Source organism: Pseudomonadota bacterium (assembly GCA_027624955.1).
Classification (GTDB): Bacteria; Pseudomonadota; Alphaproteobacteria; order UBA828; family UBA828; genus PTKB01.
Genome location: JAQBTG010000017.1, coordinates 39,359 through 64,264, shown reverse-complemented (window position 1 = coordinate 64,264; position 24,906 = coordinate 39,359). Strand labels below are relative to the sequence as shown.

The window sequence follows — 24,906 nt, the reverse complement described above, 5'->3', positions numbered from 1 at the left end:
GAATATGAACCAACAAAGCGAAACCCGGAGCAAAACACAGGGCAATAAGATTACGGAACTCGGCGATTTGCCGCGCTGGGATCTGAGCGATCTTTACGCTGGACCGGAATGCGAAGCGCTGCAAAGCGATCTCGCCGACGCCCGGGATCGCGCGCGCACCCTGAATGAGACTCATGCCGGACAGGTTGGATCGCTCGACGGTGAGGCGCTGGCTCAACTGATCAACGATTATGAGGCGGTTCAGGAAATTCTCGGCCGCCTGACGAGCTACGCCTATTTGCGCTACTGCACCAACATGGAGGATCCGGAAACGGCGCGGTTTTTCCAAAACCTGTCGGAAGCCGCGACCGATATTTCTAGCGATCTGCTTTTTCTCACGTTGGAACTGAACCGTATTGACGATGACGATCTGACGGCCCGCCTAACCACCCCCGCGCTCGCCCATTATCACCCTTGGTTGCGCGATGTCCGCGCCTACCGCCCGCACCAGCTGTCCGATGATTTGGAACGCCTGCTGCACGAAAAACAGATGTCGGGGCGCTCCTCCTGGATGCGGCTGTTCGACGAGACGGTTGCGGCGCTGCGTTTTCCGGTTTTGGGCGAGGAATTAACCAGCGCCGAAGTGCTCAACCTGTTGTCCGACCCTGACGAAAGTCGGCGCCGCGCGGCGGCAAAATCCATCGGCAAGGTGTTCGGCCAAAATATCCGCACCTTCTCCCTGATCACCAATACCCTGGCCAAAGATAAAGAGACCGAGGACAAATGGCGCAAATTCGACCGCCCGATTTCGGAACGCAATCTGAGCAATCAGGTTGAAGATGAGGTTGTCGATGCGCTGGTCGAAGCGGTCAAGCAATCCTATCCGCGTTTGTCACACCGCTATTACGATCTTAAGGCGCGTTGGCTCGGCGGTGAGAAGTTGAATTATTGGGACCGCAACGCACCTTTACCTGAGGATGACGACCGCACCATTGCATGGCCCGAGGCTGTCGAAATGGTGCTCTCCGCCTATCACGCCTTTTCGCCAAAACTGGCTGATGTAGGCCGGCAGTTTTTTGACAATGCGTGGATCGATGTGCCGGTGTCGCCGGGCAAGGCGCCGGGCGCCTTTGCCCATCCGACCGTACCGAGCGCGCACCCATATCTCCTGCTTAATTACCAGGGTAAGACACGCGATGTGATGACATTGGCGCATGAACTCGGTCATGGCGTGCATCAAGTTTTGGCTGGGCCGCAGGGGGCATTGATGGCGGATACGCCGTTGACGCTAGCAGAGACCGCTTCGGTATTCGGCGAGCAATTGACCTTCCGCGCCCTGCTACAGGCAGAATCATCGCCGTCACGCCGGCGCATCATGCTCGCTGGCAAAGTCGAGGATATGTTGAATACGGTGGTGCGCCAGGTGGCATTTTGTGATTTTGAACGCCAGGTGCATGAACAGCGCCGCGAGGGCGAGTTGACGCCCGAGCGCCTCGGTGAAATCTGGCTCTCGATCCAGAGCGAAAGCCTCGGCCCGGCACTCCATTTTGATGACGAGTACCGCCACTTCTGGGCCTATATCCCGCACTTCATCCATTCGCCGTTCTATGTCTATGCCTACGCTTTTGGCGATTGCCTGGTGAACGCGCTCTACGCGGTTTATCAGGAGTCTGGAGACGGTTTCGAAGAGAAATATTTTGCGATGCTGAGCGCCGGTGGCACGCTGCGTCACAAGGAATTGTTAGCGCCCTTTGGCCTCGATGCCGGCAAGCCAGATTTTTGGTCGCGCGGCCTCGACATCGTCTCCGGCTTCGTCGATCAGTTGGAGGCCGAGCTTTAAGGGTCAAATATTCATGTCCATCAAGAACGGCGGCGGAAAGGACGGCGGCGAAAAGGACGGCGAAACCAACCGGTTGAGCGGGCGCGTGCGGCGCTACGCCCGGGTTGGCAGCTCGGTCGGCGGGTTGGCGACGCGTATGGCAGGCCAGCGCTATCTCGGGATGCCGACTGATTCGGCGCGCAACGCGGCGCAACTGAGCCGGGCGCTGGGTGGTCTCAAGGGGCCGTTGATGAAGGTGGCGCAGTTGCTCGCCACCATTCCGGACGGCCTGCCCGACGCATATATCGAGGAGCTGCGGGCGCTTCAGTCGCAAGCGCCGGCGATGGGCTGGGCATTTGTCAAACGCCGAATGCGGAGCGAACTCGGCGCCGATTGGCGCCAGCGCTTCGAGGCGTTTGAGCAGGACGCGGCGGCGGCGGCCTCGCTCGGCCAGGTTCACCGTGCCCGTAGTCCGGACGGCCGCGCGCTTGCCTGCAAATTGCAATATCCCGATATGGCGTCGACGGTGGAAGCTGATTTGAGTCAGTTGAAACTAATTTTCGGCCTCTATAAGCGCCATGACCCGTCCATCGACACGCGCGAGATATTGCGTGAATTGACCGCCCGATTGCGGGAAGAGTTGGATTACCGCCGCGAAGCGACCCATCTTCGCCTGTTTGGCGAAATACTCGAAAACGAGGCCGGCGTGCATGTGCCCGTTGTGTTGCCCGAGTTGGGCACCGGGCGCCTTCTGACGATGACTTGGCTGGAAGGCGGACCGCTGCTCGATGCAACATCCCAACCGCAGGCGGCGCGCAACCGCATTGCTGAGAATATGTTTGCCGCCTGGTACCGCCCGCTTTACCGCCATGGCGTGCTGCACGGCGATCCGCATCTTGGCAATTACACCATCCGCGCCGACGGTTCGGTCAATCTTCTCGATTATGGTTGTGTCCGCATTCTGCCGGCAGGGTTCGTGCAAGGCGTGATCGATCTCTATCGCGGCGTTCAGCGCGATGACCGCGCGCAATTGGTGCACGGCTTCGAAAATTGGGGCTTCAGCGGATTGTCGTCAGAGATGGTCGATGCCCTTTCGATCTGGGCCAAATACATCTATGGCCCGCTGACGGATGACCGGGTGCGCCTGATCGACGAATCGGGCAGCGGCAAGTTTGGCGGCGCTGTCGCAGCGGAGACGCACCGCGAAATACGCCGTCTTGGCGGCGTGACACCGCCGCGTGAGTTCGTCCTCCTCGACCGCTCCGCCATCGGATTGGGCTCGGTGTTCTTGCATCTCGGCGCCAAACTGAACTGGCACCGGGCCTTTGAGGCATTGATTGAGGGCTTCGACTCGGAGGACCTAGAGCACCGGCAACAGGAAATTTTGCGGCGAAGCGGCGTCCCGGAAGCCGCTTGAAGCCATTTGAAGGCGCCTCAACAGCGCCAAATTATGCCGTTGTGTTCAAGGTTCGTAACAAGACCGTGACGAAGTGCCACACTAGCCTTGGCAAACCACACATGGCGCGGTATTCAGTGCGGCGCTTTACCTCGGGGTCCCGAAGCATAGGCGGAATTTGAGCAAGGAAAACCTATGAAGATCGGGGTTCCGAAAGAAATTCTCCCCGGCGAAACTCGCATCGCGGCCTCGCCGGACTCAGTCAAAAGATTTACCGCTCTCGGCGTCGAAATGATCATCCAATCGGGTGCTGGCGAAGCAGCCTCGATATCCGATGAAATGCTGCGGGAAGCTGGCGCGCGAATCGTTCCCGACGCGGCCGCCCTCTACGCTGAAGCAGACATGATATTCAAGGTCGGCGGGCCGTGTTGCAACGGCAATGGCATGGTGGATGAACTGGCCATGATGAAGCCCGACGCCATCCTCATCGGTCTCCTCAATCCACTCCACCGTCGCGATCAGGCGGAGGCGTATGCCAAGCATGGCCTGACCAGTTTTGCCATGGAATTGATCCCGCGCATTAGCCGCGCCCAAAGCATGGATGCGCTGTCGTCGCAGAGCAACATCTCCGGCTACAAAGCGGTGATCGATGCGGCGGAAACTTTCGGTAAAATTCTACCGATGATGATGACAGCGGCAGGCACCATCGTGCCGGCCCGCGTATTGATTTTGGGCGCCGGCGTGGCCGGCCTTCAGGCGATCGCCACGGCGCATCGCCTCGGCGCAATTGTCAGCGCCTTTGACGTGCGTCCGGCCGTCAAAGAGCAGGTCGAGAGCCTCGGTGCAACTTTCATTGAAGTCCAGAGTAGCGAAACCGATAGCGCTGAGACGGCAGGCGGCTACGCGCGTGAAATGAGCGCGGATTACCAACGCCAGCAGTCGGAACTCATTCACGAGACGCTGAAGAAACAGGACATTTGCATCACAACGGCGCAAATACCCGGTAAGCCGGCGCCGGTGTTGATTACTGAAGCGATGGTCAAGGATATGAAGATCGGCTCGGTGATTGTCGATTTGTCGACCGAAACCGGCGGCAATTGCGAATTGAGCGAGCGCGACGCGGTGGTGGTCAAACATGGCGTCACCATCATCGGTTACGCCAATTATCCGGCGCGTGTGCCAGGCGATACCAGTTCGCTGTATGCCCGCAATCTCTATAATTTCATCTCGCCGATGATCGATGGCGAAACCGGTTGTATGAAGATCGACTGGGACGATGAAGTCATTAAGGGCGCGCTGTTGACACGGAACGGCTCCGTGGTCCACGCCGCCCTGACGGATCAGAAAGCCTAAACATGGAAGCTATGTTGGATCTTCATCCGCTGGTCATTGCGGTGACAGTTTTCGTGATGGCGGTATTTGTCGGTTATTACGTTGTGTGGAGTGTGACCCCCGCGCTGCATACGCCGTTGATGTCTGTCACCAATGCTATTTCGAGCGTCATCATCGTTGGCGCGCTGCTTGCTGCCGCGCCGATGGAAGGTGGTTGGGCCAAGGTTCTTGGCGGCATTGCCGTCGGATTGGCGGCCGTCAACATATTTGGCGGTTTCACCGTGACCCAACGCATGCTGCAAATGTACAAGAAGAAATAGGACCGCTGTTATGACCGCCAATCTCGCGGCGATCCTCTATTTGATTGCCGGCGTATGTTTCATCATGGCATTGCGCGGCCTGTCCTCGCCGGCTTCAGCGCGGCGCGGCAATATGTTCGGCATTGCCGGCATGGTGATTGCCATCGGCACCACTCTGGCCCAACCCGGCGTCGAGGATTATCTCTGGGTGGTGATTGGCCTCGCGGTGGGCGGTCTCATCGGCGTCGTGATCGCTTTGAAGATCAAAATGACCGCCATGCCACAATTAGTGGCCGCGTTTCACAGCTTGGTCGGCCTCGCCGCAGTTTTAGTCGCTGCCTCGGCACTGCTGGCGCCCGAGACGTTTCACATCGCCGTCAATGGCGACATCCGCCTCATCAGTCGCATCGAATTGAGCGTCGGCATGGTGATCGGCGCGATGACGTTTACCGGTTCGATTGTCGCCTTTGCCAAGCTGCAAGAGCTGGTGACCGGCTCGCCACTGACCTTCACCGGGCAGCGCCTGTTCAATTTGATCGTTGCGCTGATAATCGTCGCCCTTGCGGTGATCTTCTGCATCGATCAATCGCCTACCGTTTTCTGGATCATGACTGGGGTGGCGCTGGTATTTGGCGTGCTCATCATCATCCCCATCGGCGGCGCCGATATGCCGGTGGTGATCTCTATGCTGAATTCCTATTCTGGCTGGGCCGCAGCCGGCATTGGCTTCACCTTGGAAAATACGGTGTTGATCATTGTCGGCGCGCTGGTTGGTTCGTCCGGCGCGATCTTGAGCTACATCATGTGCAAAGGCATGAACCGCTCGTTCATCAGCGTCATTCTGGGCGGCTTTGGCGGCGAGGATTCTAAGCTCGTAAAGAGCGACAAGCCGCACAATGCCGGCAGCGCCGAAGATGGCGCGTTCATTCTCGCCAACGCCGGCTCGGTGGTCATCGTGCCGGGCTATGGTCTGGCCGTCGCTCAGGCCCAGCATGCCGTGCGCGAGATGGCTGAAGAGCTGAGCAAGAAGGGGGTGCGGGTGCGCTACGCCATCCACCCCGTCGCCGGGCGCATGCCAGGTCATATGAACGTGCTGTTGGCCGAAGCCAGCGTGCCGTATGACGACGTTTTCGAGCTCGATGAAATCAACAGCGATCTGTCCAGCACCGATGTTGCCTTTGTGATCGGCGCCAATGACGTCGTCAATCCGGTTGCCAAGACAGATCCGCAGAGCCCGATCGCCGGCATGCCGATTTTGGATGTCGAAAACGCCAAGACGGTGTTGTTCGTCAAGCGTTCGCTATCGCCGGGCTATGCCGGCGTCGACAATCCGGTGTTTTACAATGCCAACACGATGATGTTGTTTGGCGACGCCAAGAAAATGGTCGAGGCGATCGTCAAGGCCTTGTAGCGGGTCTATTCTTCCCGCGCAGAGCATTTGCGCGCCAGTTTGCGGGCGCGGCGGATGGCTTCTGCTTTTTCGCGCGCCCGCTTCTCGGACGGCTTTTCGTAATGTCTGCGCATCTTCATCTCGCGGAAGATTCCCTCGCGCTGCATTTTCTTTTTCAGCGCCTTGAGGGCCTGGTCGACATTATTCTCTCTGACGACGACCTGTACCAAATTTTTATTCCTTAAACACTCGGTTTTTTCGAAAGCCGGCGGGTCATACCATGCCGCGGGCTGCCTGTGAAGGGCGGTGATGCCGATTTTTGCCGGATTTACCCGGTTTACCCGGTGGCGGCGGCGCGCCATAGTACCGGCTATGGCCATTCTCAAGATTGCTCGCATGGGACATCCGCTGTTGATGCGCATCGCCGACCCGATCGCCGATCCCCGGGCGCCGGCAATCGGCCAGCTCATCTCTGACATGATCGATACCCTCGCGGATGCCGCCGGTGCCGGCCTGGCGGCGCCTCAAGTGCATGTGCCGCTTCGCCTGGTGATGTTTCATGTGCCCGCCGCTCGCGCCCGCGAGGAAGACGGTGAAGCGGCGGAAGGCTGCCCGTTTACCGTCCTCATCAATCCTGAAATCGAGGCCGTGAGCGACAACATGGGTGTCGGCACGGCCGATGGCATGGACGATGACATGGTTGACGGCCTGGAGGCCTGTCTGTCGCTGCCCGGGTTGGCTGGCATCGTGCCGCGCCACCATCATATCCGTTATCGTGGGCTCACGCATCGCGGTGAGACAATTGAGCGTGAGGCGCGGGGCTTTCACGCCAGGGTGGTCCAGCATGAATGCGACCATCTTGACGGCGTGCTCTATCCAATGCGAATGCGCGACCTGTCGACGCTGAGTTTCACCAGCGAGCTGTCGCGCGCAGAAACCGAAGAAGACCAAGAGGACTCCGAGCTATGACGCGCCAAGATACCACCCAGGACGCCATCCGAGCGACGCTGATCGCGGCCGTGCTCGGCCATGTGCCGTTCGATGGCTGGGGTGAAAAGGCGCTATTGGCGGCGGCCGACGAATGCGCCATTGACGCCACCACCGCGCGCCGCGCCTTTCCGCGCGGCGCCGCATCTTTGATCCAATACCACGCGGCGCGGACCGACCGGAGCATGGAAGACGGCTTGGGCGGCGCCGAGGCGCTAAAGGGCATGGGCGTGCGCCAGCGAATTGCCGCAGCGGTGCGCTTACGCCTTGAGCTTGAACAGCCCCACCGCGAAGCGGTGCGCGCCGCATTGGCTTATTGCGCGATGCCCCTGAACGCGCGCCTCTCGCTGTCCTGCCTCTACCACACGGTCGATAGCGTATGGTTTGCCATCGGCGATAAATCGACGGATTTCAATTTCTACAGCAAGCGCGCCCTGCTGGCCGGGGCGTATGGCGCGACGCTGCTATACTGGCTTGATGACAGCTCCGAGAATTATGAAGAAAGCTGGGCCTTTCTCGACCGCCGCCTTGAGGATGTCATGCGGGTGGGCCGGGTGAAAGGAAATCTGCAACGCCTGCTGCCGTCGCCACAATTCATCGCCAATCTGATCAAGAGCGGCCCGGGCTGGGCCTCAGGCACGGCGCGTTACGGCGCCTCAGGCGCGGCGCGCTATGGCGCCTCAGGCGCAGCCCGCAATGGGCGCACGGGCCGGCCGTAGTGTCGCCCCGGCTATTCCACCTGATCGACAGGAAATTCAGGCACGTTGGCGGTTTGCCGAGCGCGCCAGTCATCGAGCGCGCCGGCGATGGTGGTGTCGCCGAGCGCGAGAATGGCTGCGGCCAGAAGCGCCGCGTTGATGGCGCCAGGTTTGCCGATCGCCAGCGTCCCCACCGGAATGCCGCCCGGCATCTGTACGATCGACAACAGGCTGTCCATTCCCTTGAGGGCAGCGCTTTCCATCGGCACCCCGAGGATCGGAAGCGGCGTCAGCGCCGCGGTCACGCCGGCCAGATGCGCGGCGCCGCCGGCACCAGCGATAATCACCTGCAACCCGCGCTCCTTGGCAGTGCTGCAATATTCACTGTGCCGCTCAGGCGTGCGGTGAGCCGAAATAATGCGCGATTCACAAGCGATGCCAAGGCTTTTCAAGGTCAACGCAGCATGGCGCATCACCGACCAGTCCGACTGACTGCCCATGATAATGCCGACAACAGGCCTCTCTGTACTCACGATTTGTCCAAATTCACTATTTTATGGGAACTCTGTTAGAAAAAAGCAAAAGCGTTTACCATTACTAAACCCTGCAAGGCGATGTTAAAGGGTCGGCTCGATTACGGAAAGATACTTTTCACGCGATCAGCAAAACTTGGGCAGAATACTTAGGCAGGATTTTTGCCATCTGGATCTTGTCGTGGTAATAAAGTAATCGCTGCTAACACTGAATTATACGGAAGTGGCATTGGTCGAGGGCAAATTCGCATGAAGATCGAGGGAAATAGAACCTCACGAGTTGGCGTCGCAGGTCGTGCAGGAGGCACGAATCGCCGCGCCGCGAGTGCTAGCGCTGGTTCCAGCCACCAAGTCATGGACACGGCCTCGGTGATGGGCATTCCCGAGGCCGAGCTCACGTCCAAAGTCCGCATGGCAATCATGACGCTGATGGAAGAAGTCGCCCGGCTGCGCGACGAATTAAACGGCAGCCGCGGTCGGATTGAGCATCTTGAGCGTCTGGCCGATCAGGATTCGCTGGTGCCGGTCTATAACCGCCGAGCCTTCGTACGCGAGTTGACGCGCGCGATCTCGATGACTGAACGCTACGGCGCGCCGAGCACCGTCATCTATTTCGATGTCAACAACATGAAACATATCAATGATACCTGCGGCCACCCTGCCGGCGATGCCGCGCTTCGCCATGTGGCGGAAACGCTGCTCGAGCAAGTGCGCGATTCGGACATCGTCGGTCGCCTGGGAGGCGACGAGTTCGGCGTGATTCTCTATCAAATCGACGCCAGCGTGGCGCAGGACAAGTCAGGTCAATTGGCGCGCGAGATCGGCAAACAGCCTGTTCCGTTCAATGATGATGAACTGGCCATAAGCGTGACCTATGGCGCCTACACCTTCAGTGGAACCGAAGACGCCGGGCAGGCGCTTGCCGAAGCTGACAAGGCCATGTACGCGAGAAAACATGGCGGAAGCCGCAAAGAGGACCCGTCGCGTCAATAGCTAGTCCGTCACGGCCGACCAGCAATGGCTGGTCGATCATAGCCGCTCCGTGCAAAGCCGCTATTTCGCGAGGCGTTGCGGAATTACGCGATTAAATTCGGCAATTGATCGCTCTCAAGCTTGGCAATCTCGTCTTTTAGAGCCAATTTTCGCTTTTTCATTCGTCGCATTCGGACATCGTCTGCTTCGAGATTGTCAGCCAGCTCGTTGATCACCGCGTCTAAATCCCGATGTTCGATTCGTAGGGAGACGAGGCGCTGATCGTGACCTAGAGTTTCCATTGTTTATCCAGCATTTGAGAAATGACCCGATTGTTACAAATGATATGGTATCGAAATAGCTCCGAAAAATCGAGTATGAATATGGGATTTGCGCCGCCATTCACGCTGATTTCCCGGTGAAATTATCGCCCAAAACCGCAAATATCACCTGCTTGATCTGCCACCAAATTCAGCGGCCAAAAGAACTTTGACCGGCACTGTTTTTGGCTCCTTCGTGCGGTTCTTCGCTTCAATGCGCGACAACCGACGGCGGATAATTATGCTAGATATAGTGGTCAATGCGGGGCGCGTATGACACAATGGCCGAACCGTCAGTTGGGGTTCGGTTTGGCAATACCTCGCCACTAAATCACCCCTAAAATTTATTCGCGATTGGGGGACCATGTATTCAGGGCTAGATCCCGAAGAGATAAGTAATGATCTGGGGTTTGACGATTATGTCGCAAGCCTCGCCGCGAAACATGCCAATTTAGAAAAAGCGATTCAAGACGAGGTCGAAAGGCCGGCACCGAATACGCTCTCTCTTGGCGAGCTAAAACGCTGGAAATTGAGGGTTAAAGATCGAATCTACCTGGTCAAGGCTCAAACCTACGGCCAAAGGCGGCGATTCCAGGCTTAGAGCAAATCCCGAGCAGGTGGAATCACCTGCGGCGACGCATTTGCTTGAATCAAGAAGCGATAGAGCATTTCGCGTGAACGCAAGTGAAGGTGAAACGCTCTATCGGCCCACTGCGGCACTGCCTGTTTGGTTCAGCGCACACCGCGACGAAAACAATCTAGCGTTGTAGCTTTGCGATTGTCCTGCTGGTACTGAATCCAGCGACCGTTTCCGCCAACAGGATTCGACCGCCATAGGCCTGCACGTAGTCTGCGCCAACGACGCCATCAATCTGATAGTCGCCGCCCTTTATCAGCACATCTGGACGAAGAGCTTCGATTAAATTGATCGGCGTATCTTCAGCAAAAATTACCACGAGATCGATGCTTTCGAGCGATGCCAGCACTTGTGCGCGCGCGATTTCCGTTTGAATCGGCCTGTCCTTGCCTTTGAGGCGGCTCACCGATGCATCGCTGTTGAGGCCGACAACCAGCCGTCCACAATTATTTTTGCTCTGGCGCAGCAGCGATATATGCCCCGGGTGGAGGAGGTCGAAACAGCCATTGGTAAATCCGATCGATTGCCCGCCGTCGCGCCATTTTGCGATGCTTTCGAGTGCCGCCGTCAGGGGCACGATTTTGGCTTCGGATGAGGACAGATCACCGGCCCGCACGGCATGCAAGAGATCTGCCGCAAAGACTACGGCAGTGCCGGTTTTTGCCACCACCACGCCGGCGGCCAGATTTGCCAGTGCCGATGCTTCAATCAGGTTCACACCGTTTGCCAGTGCACTGGCCAGCGTCGCGACAACGGTATCGCCCGCGCCGGAAACGTCGAACACTTCGCGTGCCCGGGTCGGTAAATGCTCGACGTCGCCGTCAGCCGATAGCACCGTCATTCCGTGCCGACTGCGCGTTACCACCAGCGCGTCGATCGCTACTTGCTCGATCAGCGCCTGTCCGGCAGAGACGATTTCGCTTTCCGTTTCCACCGGCGCGCCGGTCGCGGCGCCCAATTCGCGCCGGTTCGGCGTGATCACGCTGGCACCCTTGTAGCGGCCGTAATTCAGGCCCTTGGGATCGACCACCACGGGCTTGGAGGCGGCGCGCGCACAGGCGATCAAGGCTCGGCACAGGTCTGCCGTCAATACACCCTTGGCATAATCCGATAACACCAGCACATCGCAATGCGGCACGATATCCTCGGCCATGCGCAGGAGGTTCTCGGCGCTGCGGTCGCTGATCCAGTTTCGCGTTTCTCGGTCGGTGCGCAGAAGCTGCTGGCCGCCCGCCAGGAACCTGGTTTTCTCGGTCGAAGGCCGGCCCGGCTCGACCAATAAATGCGGCTCAATCCGCTCCTGCTCGCCGACCATTTGCGTGAGCGTCCGCCCGACCTCATCATCGCCAACCACGGAGAGCAGCGCGGTGCTCGCACCGAGGCTGATCAAGTTTCGTGCAACATTTCCGACGCCACCCAGCATCGCAGTTTGCCGCACGATTCCAAGTATCGGCACCGGTGCTTCTGGCGATGTACGCTCGACCTCGCCGTAAACGAATCGGTCGAGCATGAGATCGCCGATACAAAGAATACGGGCCTGGCTCAGCCGTTCGATATGAGAGACCAAATCTGAAGGGGTGATCATATTTCGCACGTCAATTGTCGGGTGGCAATTCTACCGGTTCGGGCACCCAAATCCGGCAAATGCCTGCGCAATATACTCGATGTTGACCCCACGTGGCCACAATGCGCTCTCGCATACTTGCCCCTTCCGCGGCAGCGCGCCAAAATCCGGCGACCAAAATGGGGGATATATGGTTCAACAAAGTGATTGGCAGCCCGAGTATCAGCGCCGGCTGCAATCCGCAGACGACGCGGTAAGCCGTCTTGAAGACGGCCAGCGTCTGATTCTACCGACTCTGGCCGGGCAACCGCCGGCCCTGCTTGCCGCGATGGGGCGTCGCTTGCGGGCGGGTAACCTGGCGCGCGTGCGCACGAGTACGATATTGCCGACCCCTGATCTCGCCAATGCCTTGTTGCAGCCCGAGCATTTAGACAGCCTCGATTGGGACAGCCTGTTTTGCGGCAACCCCGACCGGCTCGGTGTCTTTGAGGGCCGCTATGACATGACGCCGATGCATTTCGGTCAGATGCCCAAGATCATGCGCGAAGACATGCAGGTGGGCGCTGTCATGACGCTGGCCTCGCCGCCCGATTCGGACGGCTACATGAGTATTGGCATCAGTATCGATTACACCAAATCGCTGATCGAGTCCGCGCGATTCAGCGTGGTCGAAGTCAATCCTAACGTGCCCCATGTGTTCGGCGATTGCCGTGTGCATGTGTCCGAAGTGAGCGCCATCGTCGAAAGCGCCGGCGATATTTTTGAACTGCCCAACCCGCCGGGGACGCCCGAGGACGAAAAGATCGGTGCATTTATCGCCGCGCGAATTCCGGACGGCGCCACAATTCAGTTGGGCTACGGCGCCGCGCCAAGTGCCGTCGGCCTGTGCTTGCTGGATCACAAACATCTCGGCATCCATACCGAAATGTTCGTCGACGCCATGCGGGTTCTGATGGAGACGGGCGTGGCGGATAATTCGCGAAAATCGATCAATCCCGGCAAGACTCTCTATACCTTCGCCGCTGGGACTCGGCAAACTTACGATTTTTTACATAAAAATCCGGCAATCGAAGGCCATCGAGTGGAGTATACCAACGACCCTTTCGTCATCGCGCAACATAAGGGAATGATAGCAATTAACGCGACCATCGCGGTCGACCTCACCGGCCAGGCGTGCTCGGAATCGATTGGCGGCATGCAGTATAGCGGCACCGGCGGCCAAGCCGATTTCATCCGCGGCGCCATGATGGCTGATGGTGGCCGGTCGTTTCTTGCCACTCATGCCACCGCCAGGAACGGCGCCGTATCCTGCATCGTCGACGGACTCTCGCCGGGCTCAGTTGTCACGACGGCGCGCACAGATATAGATATGGTGGTTACGGAATTCGGCATCGCTGAACTGCGTGGCAAGTCTCTGCGCGAGCGTGCCCAGGCCCTTATCGCCGTTGCCCATCCAAAGTTTAGGGACGGACTCCAGGAAGACGCGGCAAAGCGCGGTTTGTCGGCCAAACCCTTAAGGTCATAGGCGGCAAGTTAGATGTCGCTGGCCGTTCCCAGCGTTTAATCGAATCGCATTTCCCACTGCAAGGCGCCTACCGCGCTCGCCTACGGCGTCGGTTTGCCGCGCTGGCTTGTCGTAAAGCCCCGAAGCCCGGCTATGAGGCCGATTCTGTCTCGTCGGCCGGCGCCGGGACGGGCGCCGGGTCCGGTTGTGGGGGCGGCGCGACGGATGCGGCGGCCTCAGCTTTTGCCGCAGCTTTATTGGCTGCCTCACGCGCCGCCTTCTTTTCCTCGCGCTCTTGGCGTCTTTGGCCCTTGCGCAGTTCCTCCAACAATTCCTGTTCAGAGCAGATGCCGAGAAGCAGCGGATCCTGCGGAGAGATGTTGGGCGTATTCCAGTGCGTACGTTCGCGTACTGCGGTAATCGTCGATTTGGTTGTGCCCAAGAGTTTGCCGATTTGCGCGTCGTTCAGTACCGGATAGTTCTTGACCAGCCAAGAAATTGCATTGGGCCGGTCCTGGCGCTTGCTGACAGGGGTGTAGCGCGCCCGGCGTGTGCGTTCGGGCACCTTTGTGGTTGGCGAGCTTAAACTCAGCCGCAAAGTTTTATCCTGCTCGCAGCGCGCGATCTCATCGCGCGTGAGCTGGCCGTTGGTGATCGGGTCCGAACCACGGATACCAACAGCGACTTCGCCGTCGGCGATGCCCTGAACTTCCAGATCGTGCAAGCCGCAAAACACCGCGATTTGTTCAAAAGTGAGCGCGGTACTGTCGACCAACCAGACGGCCGTCGCTTTGGGCATCAATAACTCAGACATTGTTTATCCTTTCACCCCAATTCCATCGCGGATCAGGGCTGTGTATCCAGCCGCGCAAATCTTCTTCGCGGCTGCGAATGTTCGAATGACAGTGATATATCGCTCTTGGTGGATAAGGGTCAATTGGGCCGGTGAGGATTTCTTCTAATTGGTGAGGAGCATTATCTTACCGATATGTTCGCTGGATTCCATGCGTGCATGGGCCTTTGCGGCCTCTTCCAACGAGAATGAGCTATCGATCACGGGTGCGATGGTGCGCGCTGAAAGGAGCGGCCAGGCTTCTTTTTCTAGCGCTGCCGCGATGCGTCCTTTGCTTGCCACGCTTTGTGCACGCAGCGTGGAGCCGGTAATCGTCAAACGCTTGAGCATCACTGGCGCCAAATTGAGTGTGCTCTTGGGCCCGCCAAGGAAGGCAATTTGCACGAGGCGGCCTTCCGTTCTCAAGCAGCTCAAATTGCGCTGAACATACTCTCCGCCGACCATGTCGAGAACCACATCCACGCCTTCGCCGCCGGTCGCCGCTTTCACCGCTTTCACGAAATCCTCGCTGCGGTAATTTACGGCCAGTTCGGCGCCGAGATCACGGCACGCGGCACATTTATCCGGCGAGCCAGCGGTGGCGAACACGCGAATACCCATTGCCGCGGCGAGTTGAATGGCAGCCGTGCCGATGCCGCTGGTGCCGCCATGCACCAGCAGCCGCTCACCCGGCCGCAAGCGCCCGCGTTCAAATAGGTTTGTCCAAACGGTAAAATATGTCTCGGGCAACGCGCCGGCTTCCTCAGGTGTATAACCGTCAGGAAACGGCAATGCCTGCACCTCCGGCGCGGCGCAATATTCCGCATAGCCGCCGCCAGTAACCAGGGCACAAACAGAATCGCCCGGCTGGTATCGCTGGCCCCCAGGGCCGCACGCGACCACAGTTCCGCTCACTTCCAGTCCGGGAATGTCGGATGCGCCCGGTGGCGCGGGATATCCGCCCGCACGCTGCATCACATCTGGCCGATTGACGCCGGCCGCAGCGACCCGGATCAATATTTCGCCATGCCCCGGCTGCGGCACAGGGCGCCGTGTCGGGACGAGATTTTCCGGCCCACCCGGAGTCGATATTTCCACAGCCAGCATGTCTTCGGGTATGCGATCGCCTGGGTCGTTCATTTATGTTTACTCACGGTATTATTGCTCCCGGATTGCCCCGGTGAGTTGTTATAATGGCGCGCGTCCGATGGAGGGGGAAAACTTTATGGATGACATCGAAATTGTAATTCCGAAAGCCGCTGATTGGGCACCCCGCGTGCTGGATAATCTTTCGGTCGAGTCATTGAAGAGATATGTCGACGATTTAGAGCGTGAATTGAAACGCGTGAAGTTGGAACTAGACAACAGAGATGTAGTGCGCAGCGAGGCAGATGCCATGTTCAAGAAGTGAGCTGAACGCGCAATAGTCGCTCCAATTCATCGGGTACTGAAGGCAATGTCAGTTGCGAAGAAAGAACAAATTCGAGCCCTGTTGAAGAGCATCGAGACTGGCGATCCGGAAGCGGTCGCCGTCGTCAATGAAGCGAAGTACATTCAGCACAATCCGCAGACCCGCGAGGGCAGCGAGGGTTTGGCGACACTGTTCAAACGACTGTCCAAAACCGAGCCTCGGGTAAACATGGTTCGGGCGTTCGAGGACGGCGATTTTGTGTTCGCCCATATGGAATACGACTTTGCTAGCCGAAAAATAGGCTTCGAGGTCTTCCGGTTCGAAAATGGTCAGGCGATCGAGCATTGGGACAACATTCAGGAAAGGCAGCGGCCTAACCAATCGGGCCGCAGCATGGTGGATGGGCCGACCGATGCCACCGATCACGATCTGACCGAACACAACCGCGCGCTGGCTCGATCGTTCATTGAGACGGTATTTGTTGATGGCCAACTTAAACGCCTGACGGACTTCGTCGACCAGGACTCCTACGTTGAGCACAATCCGCGTCTGGGCGATGGCGTGACCATGCTTAAAGACGCGTTAGAAGCCGCAGACAACGGCTGCAAACGCATTGATTATCATCGCATCCACTATGTCCTAGCCGAAGGAAGTTTTGTGCTCTGCGTCAGCGAGGGAAACTATGGCGGCGTTCATTCCGCGTTCTATGATCTTTTTCGGCTGGCAAAGGGAAAAGTGGCTGAGCACTGGGACACAACTGAAAAAATCGCACCACGAAGCGAATGGAGAAACGACAACGGTAAATTTTAAGGCGTAAGGCCGCGAATAATTCAAAGCATCTCAAAGCGCAGCACATATTTGAGCCCAGGCCGCCGCTCTACGTTCTGTGTTGAAAGAAAGTAAATAATTGGCTCCGGGTTAACGATTAATTAACTATTTCGGAGATATTCTCGTAAATACGGTGTTTCACATATATGAAATCGCCGTGCATTAGACCTCTGATATTGTTTCGTCTCCCTGTTTTACTGCGCCGCCTTACCCAAGGCGGCGCTTTTTTTTGGCGATGAACGAAGTGCGAGACTGCGGCGCTTCATGATGAAGATACGAAAACGAGTGCGGCCTCCGTGCCTGCGGCAATGACTGCCGAGAAAGGCAAGAGCCACGGCCAATTAAAAGTGGTGGCGATCCGCGTTTTCCGTTCGTCGCGGCCGATTTTGATGGCGAAAGCCTTGATCCCATTAGGCGATTAAAATTATAGGTAATACTCGCCTAGGTTGATTTATCGGTTATCAATTGAGGTTTGATATGTGCGCACCGCGCCCACCAGCGCGGCGCCAAGCAGGCTAGCTATCCGAAGATTGATAGAGGCTAAATTCGCCCTACTTTAGCAAACTTGATGCGCAAATTTTTTTGATGTTGAGCTTGTGTCCTGATCCAGCATATGGCGCGCTGGCGTGGCGTGGCGTGGCGTGGCGCGCGCCAAGCCGATCCCGAGATCCGCCTAGGGGGCCGCCTAGGAGGACTCCGTCGGCGTATCGCTGCGTCCACCCCATTCAGTCCAGGAGCCGTCATAAACAGCGGCGCCGGTATGGCCGCAAACGAACAGCGCCAGGGCCAACAGTGACGCGCTGATGCCAGAACCGCAGGTGGTGACAACCGGCCGCGCCAGGTCGACGCCGCATTCGGCAAACGCCGCGGCCAACAAGTCCGGCGGCAACAGAGATTTATCCACTGCGTCGATGAGAACCGGGTAGGGAAGATTAACACTGCCCGGAATATGGCCGGAGCGGACGCCGGCGCGAATTTCCGGCTCGCTGCCATCGAAACGCCCAGGTCCGCGCGCATCAATGACCTGCTCCGCCCCCTGTTCTAGATTGCCCAGCATCTGCGCCAGATCGCGTACCAGTTCCGGCCGAAATATCGCCTTGAATTTCGCAGTGCCGGATGTAGCACGGCCGGCGACAATCGGTAGGTTGGCGGCGCGCCAGGCCGGAAGGCCGCCGTTCAGAACCGCCACATTGTCATGCCCGAAGATCCGCAATGTCCACCAGGCGCGTGGCGCGCTGAACAAGCCCGCACCGTCATAGACGATCACGGTATCGCTATTGGAAATGCCAAGTCTTGCCATTTCCTCGGCGAATAGTGGCGCGCTCGGCAGCATGTGGGGCAGCGGATTGTCAGGATCGCGAACACCATCAATGTCGAAAAATACCGCGCCTTCGATATGCTCGGCCTCGAACTCGGCGGCCGGGTCGCGTTTCTCCGCCGGCAAATACCAGGAAGCGTCCATCAATTTGAGGCCGGGCCGCGCAAGATTCGCCGCGAGCCAGGCGGGCGACACGAGAGGCCCGGGCAGTTGGACACTCATTCGGGCTCCTTGAAGATAATATTTATCCGGCGGTTATGTTTGCCCTTGTTCTCGATCTTGCGCACCGTTATGGGGCCGATCTCGCCGGTTGATTTGACATGGGTGCCGCCACAGGGCTGCAAATCCACATCTGCTATGTCGAGCAAGCGAACCCGCCCCTGGCCGCTCGGCGGCTTCACTTTCATCGTGCGCACGAGATCCGGCTGTGCCGCAAGATCCGTATCGCTAATCCATCGGGTGGTGGTGGGCGCGTCACGCGCGATCAACCGGTTGAGAAGTGCCTCGATCTCGGCTTTGTCGATGGAGAGTTCCGACAGGTCGAAATCTAGCCGGGCCTTATCCTCGGACAATTGGCCGCCAGTGACCGGCGCCTCGATAACGGCGCACAGCAAATGGAGGCACGTATGCATGCGCATATGTTTGTGCCGGCGCGCCCAGTCAATTTCGACCGTTACTGCCGTGCCGATCGCAGGAATCGACGCATCGTCTGGTACGATATGGAGGATTTCACCGATGCCTTCGCCTTTGACAGTATCCAGAATTGGAATAGTCGTGCCATCTGCGAGTTTGACAGCGCCGCTATCGCCGGGCTGGCCGCCGCCGGCAGGGTAAAACACAGTGCGATCAAACTGTATTGCGCCGGGCGCAGAGTGCGTCACGCAAGCTTCGCACGTCCGCGCATAGGCGTCTTCAGTGAATAATTGTTCAGTTGCCGCCACGATTGCCCCCGGTTTCGAGCCATTGCGGTACGGGCAAATTCTTGGCGCGCAGGAATTCCGGATTGAACATCTTGCTCATGTAACGCATGCCGTAATCGGCAAGGATCGTCACGATCGTGTGGCCGGGGCCGAGCTTCTCCGCCAAACGGATTGCGCCGGCGATATTGATGCCGCTGGAGCCGCCCAGTACATGTCCTTCCTCCACGACCAGATCGAAGATAATGGGAAGCGCTTCTTCATCGGGAATCTGAAACGGCACATCGATCGGCACGCCTTCAAGATTGGCGGTGATGCGGCCTTGACCGATGCCCTCGGTGATCGAACTGCCCTTAGCTTTCAGTTCGCCGTGGGCATAATAATTAAAGAGTGCCGCACCCATCGGATCGGCGAGGCCGATTACGATATTCGCATTGCGTTCCTTCAAATACAGCGCGATACCAGCCAGTGTACCGCCGCTGCCGACCGAACAAACAAAGCCATCCAGCCTGCCGTTGGTCTGCTCCCAGATTTCGGGCCCTGTGGTTTCGAAATGCGCTTGGCGGTTGGCAATATTGTCGAATTGGTTGGCCCAAACGGCGCCTTTCGGGTCCTTCGCGTCTAATTCCTCGGCGAGGCGGCCAGAATATCTTACGAAGTTATTTGGATCCCTGTAGGGAACCGCCGGGACCTCGATCAGCTCCGCGCCACAGAGCCTCAGCATGTCCTTTTTTTCTTGGCTTTGCGTATCGGGAATGACAATTACTGAGCGATACCCCAGCGCATTGCCGACCAAGGTCAGGCCGATGCCGGTGTTGCCCGCCGTGCCCTCGACGATCACGCCGCCGGGCTTTAATTGGCCTCTTTTCTCGGCGTCGCGCACGATGAACAGTGCGGCGCGATCCTTTACCGAGCCTCCCGGATTGAGAAATTCGCATTTGCCGAGAATTTCACATCCGGTACGTTCCGAGGCTGCTTTGAGACGAAGCATCGGCGTGTTGCCGATCAGTTCTATAAAATCTTCTTTTACAGACATTTTTTGTGAATACTCAGTATTTCCACTGCCAGCAACCTAGCTTGCTGGAAGATTACGATCAAGCTGGATAACCGTTATATTTCTGCAAATTTACCAGCTCACTAGCCCTTGCGGGACGCGCGTCAGCGCGGCACACTCCGGCAATCCACAAGGGCGGAAAGCACAACGAAAATGAACGAAAAAAAATCCATCGAGCAGCCTTATCTGCTGTTTCTCGGCGACGCGCATGACCAACTAGCGGCCAAAACCGCGCGTGGCATCGTTGACTGGCGGCCCGAGTGGTGCCTCGGCCAATTGCGTCTTGACGGCTGCCAAGCGACCGCTGGTATTGCCGATATCTCCGTTGCGGCGGCGGCGGAGGCGGGCGCGCGAACTCTGGTGGTGGGTGTCGCTAATCGCGGCGGTATCATTCCTGACAAATGGCTCGACACGCTTGTTGAAGCGCTCGATCGGGGCATGGATCTGGCCAGTGGACTGCACATGCGTCTCAGCGACATTCAAATGATAAGCAACAAGGCCAAGGAAATGGGTGCGTCACTGTTCGACGTCCGCCACTCGGAGCGAGAATTTCCCTTGGGTTCTGGCGAGAAACGGGCGGGTAAGCGTCTGCTGACCGTTGGCAGCGATGCTTCGGTGGGCAAGATGTACACCACCCTCGCCATCGAACGGGAGCTCAAGGCGCGCGGTGTGAAGGCCGACTTTCGCGCCACCGGACAGACCGGAATTTTTATTGCTGGAGACGGCGCTTCCGTCGATGCTGTGGTGGCGGATTTCATATCCGGTGCCACCGAATGGCTCTCGCCAGCCAATGCACCCGACCATTGGGATTTGATCGAAGGCCAAGGCTCCCTATTCCATCCCTCTTTCGCGGGCGTAACGTTGGGGCTTATTCACGGTGCGCAGCCCGATGCGATCGTGCTTTGCCATGAACCGACCCGCACGCATATGCGCGGGTTACCAAGTTGGCCATTGCCGAAATTGAGCGAATGTTTGGCAGCGAATATTGCAGCCGCGCGTCTCACGAACCCGGCGGTATTTTGTGCTGGCGTCGCCATCAACACCAGTCAACTCAGCGTCAATGAGGCGACGCGCGTGCTGAACGAAACCTCGGATGCACTCCGGCTTCCCTGCGTCGACCCGATGCGCGAAGACGATGAATTCAAGCTCGGCGGCGTCGCGCCAATCGTCGACCGCTTGCTCTGAACGATGCGCAAGCTCCGCGCACGGACGCATTTGTGGACGATGCGCGGTACCTTCCGCATATCCCGCGGCTCCCGAACAGAAACGCCCACCATCCTCGCGGAAATCGAAGAGGCTGGAAAAGTGGGGAAGGCAGAGTGCGTTCCCTATCCGCACTATGGCGAGAGCAACGACAGCGTCGTGGCGGAAATCGAGACGGTGCGCTCGGCCATCGAAAGCGGTATGTCACGCGCGGATCTGCAAAACGCCCTACCAGCCGGTGCGGCGCGTAACGCGCTCGATTGCGCGCTTTGGGACCTGGAAGCCAAGCTGAGCGGTAAGCGCGTTTGGGAGTTGGCTGGAATAGACCAACCACCGCCGGTTGTCAGCGCCATGACTCTCAGCCTGGACACACCGGAGAATATGGCCGAAGCAGCGCGCGCGTCGGCGCATCTTCCGTTGCTCAAGCTCAAAGTAACCGGCGAGGGCGATTTGGAGCGGGTGACCGCAGTCCGTGGCGGAGCACCCAATTCGCGTCTAATCGTGGATGCCAATGAAGGTTGGCGGCCGGAAATGCTCGACAGACTGTTACCTGCTCTCGCCAAACTTGGTGTGGAAATGGTGGAGCAACCGTTGCCGGCGGACAGCGACGAGGCTCTCCTCGGGCGTGAGTTTGCCATACCGATCTGCGCCGACGAATCTTGCCATACACGCGCCGACCTAGACCGCTTGCAGGGGCGCTACCCCATGATCAATGTGAAGCTGGACAAAAGCGGAGGACTCAGCGAAGCGTTGGCTCTGGTGCGTGAGGCGCGGGCGCGCGGCTTTCGGGTCATGGTGGGTTGCATGGTGGGGTCGTCGCTCGCCATGGCGCCGGCCGTGTTGCTCACCCCGTTCGCCGAATATGTCGACCTCGACGGGCCGCTCCTGTTGGCCAACGATTGTCAGCCCGGACTGCGTTACGACGGCATGACCGTGCACCCGCCGGAAGCCAGCCTATGGGGCTGATTGACCGTTATCCTGCTTTGCAGCATAATTTTTTGCAGTTGCGAAATGGCAAGCGGATCATGCAATGACGGATTTCCATAGACAGACCTACGACGAATGGCGCGCGCTTGCAGCGAAAGAGCTGAAAAGCCGTGATGCAGACTCGCTGATTTGGAAAACTCCGGAAGGCATAGACGTCAAAGCTCTCTATACGGCGGCCGACCTCGAGCACATGGAGTGCGAGGCCGATCTGCCGGGGTTCGCGCCTTTTACCCGGGGCGTACGTGCCACCATGTTCGCCAACAAGCCGTGGACGATCCGCCAATATGCCGGCTTCGCCACCGCCGAGGAATCGAACGCGTTCTACAAACGCAATCTTGCCGGCGGACAGAAGGGGCTCTCGGTCGCCTTCGATCTCGCGACTCATCGGGGGTATGACAGCGATCATCCGCGGGTGCGCGGCGATGTCGGCAAGGCGGGCGTCGCGATCGACAGCGTCGAGGATATGAAAACTCTTTTCGACGGCATCCCGCTAGGCGAAGTCAGCGTATCGATGACGATGAATGGCGCGGTGCTGCCCGTGTTGGCGGCCTTTATCGTTGCCGCGGAGGAACAGGGCGTGTCCCAGGGCAAGCTCTCCGGCACCATTCAGAACGATATCCTCAAGGAATTCATGGTGCGCAACACCTACATTTATCCGCCCGAGCCCTCGATGCGCATCGTCGCCGATATTGTCGCCTATTCGGCCAAGCAGATGCCGCGCTTTAACTCCATCTCGATTTCCGGTTATCACATGCAGGAAGCTGGCTCCACACTGGTGCAAGAACTGGCATTCACGCTTGCCGACGGGCTGGAATATGTGCGCGCCGCCTCCTCTCGCGGGCTGCGGGTAGATGATTTTGCGCCGCGTCTCTCTTTCTTTTTCTGCGTCGGCATGAATTTTTTCATGGAGATCGCCAAGCTTCGCGCGGCGCGCCTTTTATGGGCGCGAATCATGGCACAGTTCGAGCCGAAGGATCCGCGCTCACTGATGTTGCGCATGCATGTTCAAACGTCTGGTGTGTCGCTCACCGCGCAGGACCCCTACAACAATGTCGTGCGCACCGCCTACGAGGCCATGGCGGCTGTGCTCGGCGGCACGCAATCGCTGCACACCAATTCGCTCGATGAAGCGGTCGCATTGCCAACCGATTTTTCAGCCCGTATCGCCCGCAACACACAGTTGATTCTGGCTGAAGAAACCGGTGTGCCAAATGTTATCGATCCCTTGGGCGGTTCCTACTATGTCGAATCACTGACCCATTCGATCGCCGCTGAAGCGTGGAAGCTGATCGAGCAGGTTGAGGAATTGGGCGGCATGACCAAGGCGGTCAGCGCCGGGATGCCCAAGCTGCATATCGAAGAATCTGCCACGCGGCGGCAGGCGCGCATCGACCGCGGCGAAGAAACCATCGTCGGTGTCAACAAATATCTAAATGACAGCACCGACATGCCCGAATTGCTGGATGTCGATAATAGCGCAGTCCGCGAAGCGCAGATCGCTCGCCTGGCCAAAATCCGCTCTGAGCGCGACGAGAACGCGTGGCGTGCGGCGATAGATGCTCTCAAGACTGGGGCTCAGGGCGATTCCAACCTGCTCGCCCTTTCGATCGTCGCTATGCGCGCACGCGCCACGGTGGGCGAGGTTTCCGACGCGCTTGAAGAGCATTTTACCCGCCACCGCGCGGCGCCGTTGAGCGTATCGGGGGTCTATGCATCTGCCTATGCGAATGACGAGGAATTTACCCGCATTCGATCAGATGTTGCCGCCTTCGCTCGACTTGAAGGCCGCCGGCCGCGGCTCTTAGTGGTCAAGCTTGGCCAGGACGGACATGACCGCGGCGCAAAAGTCATCGCCACCGCGTTCGCCGACATTGGCTTCGACGTCGACATTGGCGCTCTTTTCCAGACGCCACAGGAAGCCGCCCGCGAAGCGGTGGAGAACGATGTGCATGTCGTGGGTATCTCCAGTCTTGCGGCCGGCCACAAGACTCTGGTGCCGGAACTGCTGTCAGAATTGAAGGCTCAGGGCGCGGGCAACATATTGGTCATCTGCGGCGGCGTCATTCCGCCCAATGACCATGAATTTCTCATCGAGGCGGGGGTCGCCGCCATTTACGGCCCCGGAACTAACATTCCCAAGGCGGCCGCCGAAATCATGGCCTTGATCGAAGGCCAGTAACTCAGCGACTGGCTGGTATTTCGGCGCTTCGCCGACTACTTCATGAAATGCCGCCCGCCGTCGTGAGGGAGAAATCATTTTGAGCCTGACGCAGGCCCCGGTCTACACATTTGGAGAAAGGGTGGCCGACAATATCGGTCATGCCCTCGGTATTTCAGCCAGCGCCGCCGGATTGGTCATGTTGGTCATTGTCGCCAGCCGCTATGCCGGGGCGCTGCCGGTGACCAGTTTTGCGCTTTACGGCGGCACACTGGTCCTCGTTTTTACCGCGTCGGCGCTCTACCACATGGTCCGCCGCGGTGCGCTCAAGAATGTGCTGCGAGTCTTGGATCATTCGGCGATTTATTTGTTGATTGCCGGCACATACACGCCTGTGGCGTTGAACAGCATTCAAGGCGTCTTTGGGTGGAGCCTGTTTGGGACGGTTTGGGGGCTGGCGCTAACCGGGGTAGCGCTCAAGTTGATCTATCCTGGGCGCTTGGAGAGACTGTCTATCTTTCTCTATTTTGCCACCGGTTGGGCAGGCCTCGCCGCAATCGAACCGCTACTCGCAAATCTGCATTGGGCGGCCCTCGCCCTGCTTGGCATCGGAGGTTTCTTTTATAGCGCTGGCGTAGGATTCCATCTCTGGACGCGATTGCGCTATCACAACGCGATTTGGCACGCATTCGTGTTGGTTGGAGCGGTGTGCCATTATTTTTCAGTAATCTTTTTCGTGCGGCCGAACCTGTGACATCATCACTTTTC

At 58.3% G+C, this 24,906-nt stretch carries 25 protein-coding genes; 16 read left to right on the top strand and 9 right to left on the bottom strand.

The window, feature by feature from the left end; genetic code table 11:
* Nucleotides 1–4 precede the first annotated feature (4 nt).
* The 5 genes from O3A94_08675 to O3A94_08655 all read left to right on the top strand — a co-directional run bounded on the left by O3A94_08675 (nt 5) and on the right by O3A94_08655 (nt 6,236).
* Nucleotides 5–1,819, top strand: a complete 1,815-nt coding sequence (locus tag O3A94_08675) for a M3 family oligoendopeptidase (GenBank protein ID MDA1356330.1) — start codon at nt 5–7, stop codon at nt 1,817–1,819.
* Between the two features lie 13 nt (nt 1,820–1,832).
* Entirely contained in the window at nt 1,833–3,215 is a 1,383-nt protein-coding gene (locus O3A94_08670) for an AarF/ABC1/UbiB kinase family protein (protein ID MDA1356329.1), read from the top strand.
* Nucleotides 3,216–3,389: 174 nt separating this feature from the next.
* Entirely contained in the window at nt 3,390–4,547 is a 1,158-nt protein-coding gene (locus tag O3A94_08665; protein ID MDA1356328.1) for a Re/Si-specific NAD(P)(+) transhydrogenase subunit alpha, read from the top strand.
* Between the two features lie 2 nt (nt 4,548–4,549).
* Entirely contained in the window at nt 4,550–4,846 is a 297-nt protein-coding gene (locus tag O3A94_08660; GenBank protein MDA1356327.1) for an NAD(P) transhydrogenase subunit alpha, read from the top strand.
* Between the two features lie 10 nt (nt 4,847–4,856).
* The gene (locus O3A94_08655) at nt 4,857–6,236 is read left to right on the top strand and encodes an NAD(P)(+) transhydrogenase (Re/Si-specific) subunit beta (protein ID MDA1356326.1); all 1,380 of its coding nucleotides are present in this window, start codon (nt 4,857–4,859) and stop codon (nt 6,234–6,236) included.
* Nucleotides 6,237–6,241: 5 nt separating this feature from the next.
* On the opposite strand, the gene rpsU is transcribed toward O3A94_08655, so the two are convergent.
* On the bottom strand, nt 6,242–6,445 hold the full coding sequence (rpsU, locus tag O3A94_08650; GenBank protein MDA1356325.1) for a 30S ribosomal protein S21: 204 nt from the start codon (nt 6,443–6,445) through the stop codon (nt 6,242–6,244).
* A gap of 142 nt (nt 6,446–6,587) precedes the next feature.
* On the opposite strand from rpsU, the gene O3A94_08645 reads away from it, so the two are divergent.
* Nucleotides 6,588–7,184 (top strand): peptide deformylase, encoded by a 597-nt coding sequence (locus tag O3A94_08645; GenBank protein ID MDA1356324.1) that lies wholly within the window; start codon nt 6,588–6,590, stop codon nt 7,182–7,184.
* The gene (locus O3A94_08640) at nt 7,181–7,921 is read left to right on the top strand and encodes a COQ9 family protein (protein MDA1356323.1); all 741 of its coding nucleotides are present in this window, start codon (nt 7,181–7,183) and stop codon (nt 7,919–7,921) included. Before O3A94_08645 ends, O3A94_08640 begins: the two co-directional genes overlap by 4 nt.
* Before the next feature lie 11 nt (nt 7,922–7,932).
* Here O3A94_08640 and purE read toward each other — a convergent pair whose 3' ends face one another.
* Nucleotides 7,933–8,400 carry a 5-(carboxyamino)imidazole ribonucleotide mutase gene (purE, locus tag O3A94_08635; GenBank protein ID MDA1356322.1) on the bottom strand — a complete coding sequence of 156 codons (468 nt, stop codon included), beginning with the start codon at nt 8,398–8,400 and terminating at the stop codon, nt 7,933–7,935.
* Nucleotides 8,401–8,787: 387 nt separating this feature from the next.
* Between purE and O3A94_08630 the strand changes: the two genes are divergently transcribed.
* The gene (locus O3A94_08630) at nt 8,788–9,426 is read left to right on the top strand and encodes a GGDEF domain-containing protein (protein ID MDA1356321.1); all 639 of its coding nucleotides are present in this window, start codon (nt 8,788–8,790) and stop codon (nt 9,424–9,426) included.
* An 83-nt stretch (nt 9,427–9,509) separates the two neighbouring features.
* On the opposite strand, the gene O3A94_08625 is transcribed toward O3A94_08630, so the two are convergent.
* Complete coding sequence (locus tag O3A94_08625; GenBank protein MDA1356320.1) at nt 9,510–9,707, bottom strand: YdcH family protein; 198 nt, start codon at nt 9,705–9,707, stop codon at nt 9,510–9,512.
* Nucleotides 9,708–10,089: 382 nt separating this feature from the next.
* On the opposite strand from O3A94_08625, the gene O3A94_08620 reads away from it, so the two are divergent.
* Complete coding sequence (locus O3A94_08620; GenBank protein MDA1356319.1) at nt 10,090–10,326, top strand: DUF465 domain-containing protein; 237 nt, start codon at nt 10,090–10,092, stop codon at nt 10,324–10,326.
* A gap of 157 nt (nt 10,327–10,483) precedes the next feature.
* Here O3A94_08620 and rfaE1 read toward each other — a convergent pair whose 3' ends face one another.
* Nucleotides 10,484–11,947, bottom strand: a complete 1,464-nt coding sequence (gene rfaE1, locus O3A94_08615) for a D-glycero-beta-D-manno-heptose-7-phosphate kinase (GenBank protein MDA1356318.1) — start codon at nt 11,945–11,947, stop codon at nt 10,484–10,486.
* Nucleotides 11,948–12,116: 169 nt separating this feature from the next.
* Here rfaE1 and O3A94_08610 point away from each other — a divergent pair, with 169 nt between their 5' ends.
* Nucleotides 12,117–13,451 carry a 4-hydroxybutyrate CoA-transferase gene (locus O3A94_08610; GenBank protein MDA1356317.1) on the top strand — a complete coding sequence of 445 codons (1,335 nt, stop codon included), beginning with the start codon at nt 12,117–12,119 and terminating at the stop codon, nt 13,449–13,451.
* A gap of 130 nt (nt 13,452–13,581) precedes the next feature.
* Here O3A94_08610 and O3A94_08605 read toward each other — a convergent pair whose 3' ends face one another.
* Together O3A94_08605 and O3A94_08600 are read right to left on the bottom strand one after the other, a co-directional pair.
* Complete coding sequence (locus tag O3A94_08605; protein MDA1356316.1) at nt 13,582–14,244, bottom strand: DUF1013 domain-containing protein; 663 nt, start codon at nt 14,242–14,244, stop codon at nt 13,582–13,584.
* 144 nt (nt 14,245–14,388) lie between these two features.
* A complete protein-coding gene (locus O3A94_08600; GenBank protein ID MDA1356315.1) occupies nt 14,389–15,402 on the bottom strand; it encodes an NAD(P)H-quinone oxidoreductase in 1,014 nt (337 codons plus the stop codon).
* Nucleotides 15,403–15,487: 85 nt separating this feature from the next.
* On the opposite strand from O3A94_08600, the gene O3A94_08595 reads away from it, so the two are divergent.
* On the top strand, nt 15,488–15,673 hold the full coding sequence (locus tag O3A94_08595) for a DUF1192 family protein (protein ID MDA1356314.1): 186 nt from the start codon (nt 15,488–15,490) through the stop codon (nt 15,671–15,673).
* A gap of 45 nt (nt 15,674–15,718) precedes the next feature.
* Nucleotides 15,719–16,483: a nuclear transport factor 2 family protein gene (locus O3A94_08590; GenBank protein MDA1356313.1), complete on the top strand. Its 765-nt coding sequence runs from the start codon at nt 15,719–15,721 to the stop codon at nt 16,481–16,483.
* Nucleotides 16,484–17,186: 703 nt separating this feature from the next.
* Here O3A94_08590 and sseA read toward each other — a convergent pair.
* Genes sseA through O3A94_08575 form a run of 3 tightly spaced genes read right to left on the bottom strand, consistent with a single transcriptional unit; the run spans nt 17,187 to nt 19,772 of the window.
* The gene (sseA, locus tag O3A94_08585) at nt 17,187–18,041 is read right to left on the bottom strand and encodes a 3-mercaptopyruvate sulfurtransferase (GenBank protein ID MDA1356312.1); all 855 of its coding nucleotides are present in this window, start codon (nt 18,039–18,041) and stop codon (nt 17,187–17,189) included.
* Complete coding sequence (locus O3A94_08580; GenBank protein ID MDA1356311.1) at nt 18,038–18,760, bottom strand: alanyl-tRNA editing protein; 723 nt, start codon at nt 18,758–18,760, stop codon at nt 18,038–18,040. Before O3A94_08580 ends, sseA begins: the two co-directional genes overlap by 4 nt.
* Nucleotides 18,747–19,772, bottom strand: coding sequence for a cysteine synthase A (locus O3A94_08575; GenBank protein MDA1356310.1), 1,026 nt, complete (start codon nt 19,770–19,772; stop codon nt 18,747–18,749). The genes O3A94_08580 and O3A94_08575 overlap by 14 nt, the downstream gene beginning before the upstream one ends.
* 171 nt (nt 19,773–19,943) lie before the next feature.
* Here O3A94_08575 and O3A94_08570 point away from each other — a divergent pair, with 171 nt between their 5' ends.
* The 4 genes from O3A94_08570 (at nt 19,944) to O3A94_08555 (ending at nt 24,892) form a co-directional block, all read left to right on the top strand.
* Nucleotides 19,944–20,975, top strand: a complete 1,032-nt coding sequence (locus O3A94_08570; GenBank protein MDA1356309.1) for a DUF1611 domain-containing protein — start codon at nt 19,944–19,946, stop codon at nt 20,973–20,975.
* A gap of 3 nt (nt 20,976–20,978) precedes the next feature.
* Nucleotides 20,979–21,959 (top strand): L-Ala-D/L-Glu epimerase, encoded by a 981-nt coding sequence (gene ycjG, locus O3A94_08565; GenBank protein ID MDA1356308.1) that lies wholly within the window; start codon nt 20,979–20,981, stop codon nt 21,957–21,959.
* A gap of 64 nt (nt 21,960–22,023) precedes the next feature.
* Nucleotides 22,024–24,159 (top strand): methylmalonyl-CoA mutase, encoded by a 2,136-nt coding sequence (gene scpA / locus O3A94_08560; GenBank protein MDA1356307.1) that lies wholly within the window; start codon nt 22,024–22,026, stop codon nt 24,157–24,159.
* 79 nt (nt 24,160–24,238) lie between these two features.
* Nucleotides 24,239–24,892 carry a hemolysin III family protein gene (locus O3A94_08555; GenBank protein MDA1356306.1) on the top strand — a complete coding sequence of 218 codons (654 nt, stop codon included), beginning with the start codon at nt 24,239–24,241 and terminating at the stop codon, nt 24,890–24,892.
* Nucleotides 24,893–24,906: the final 14 nt, after the last annotated feature.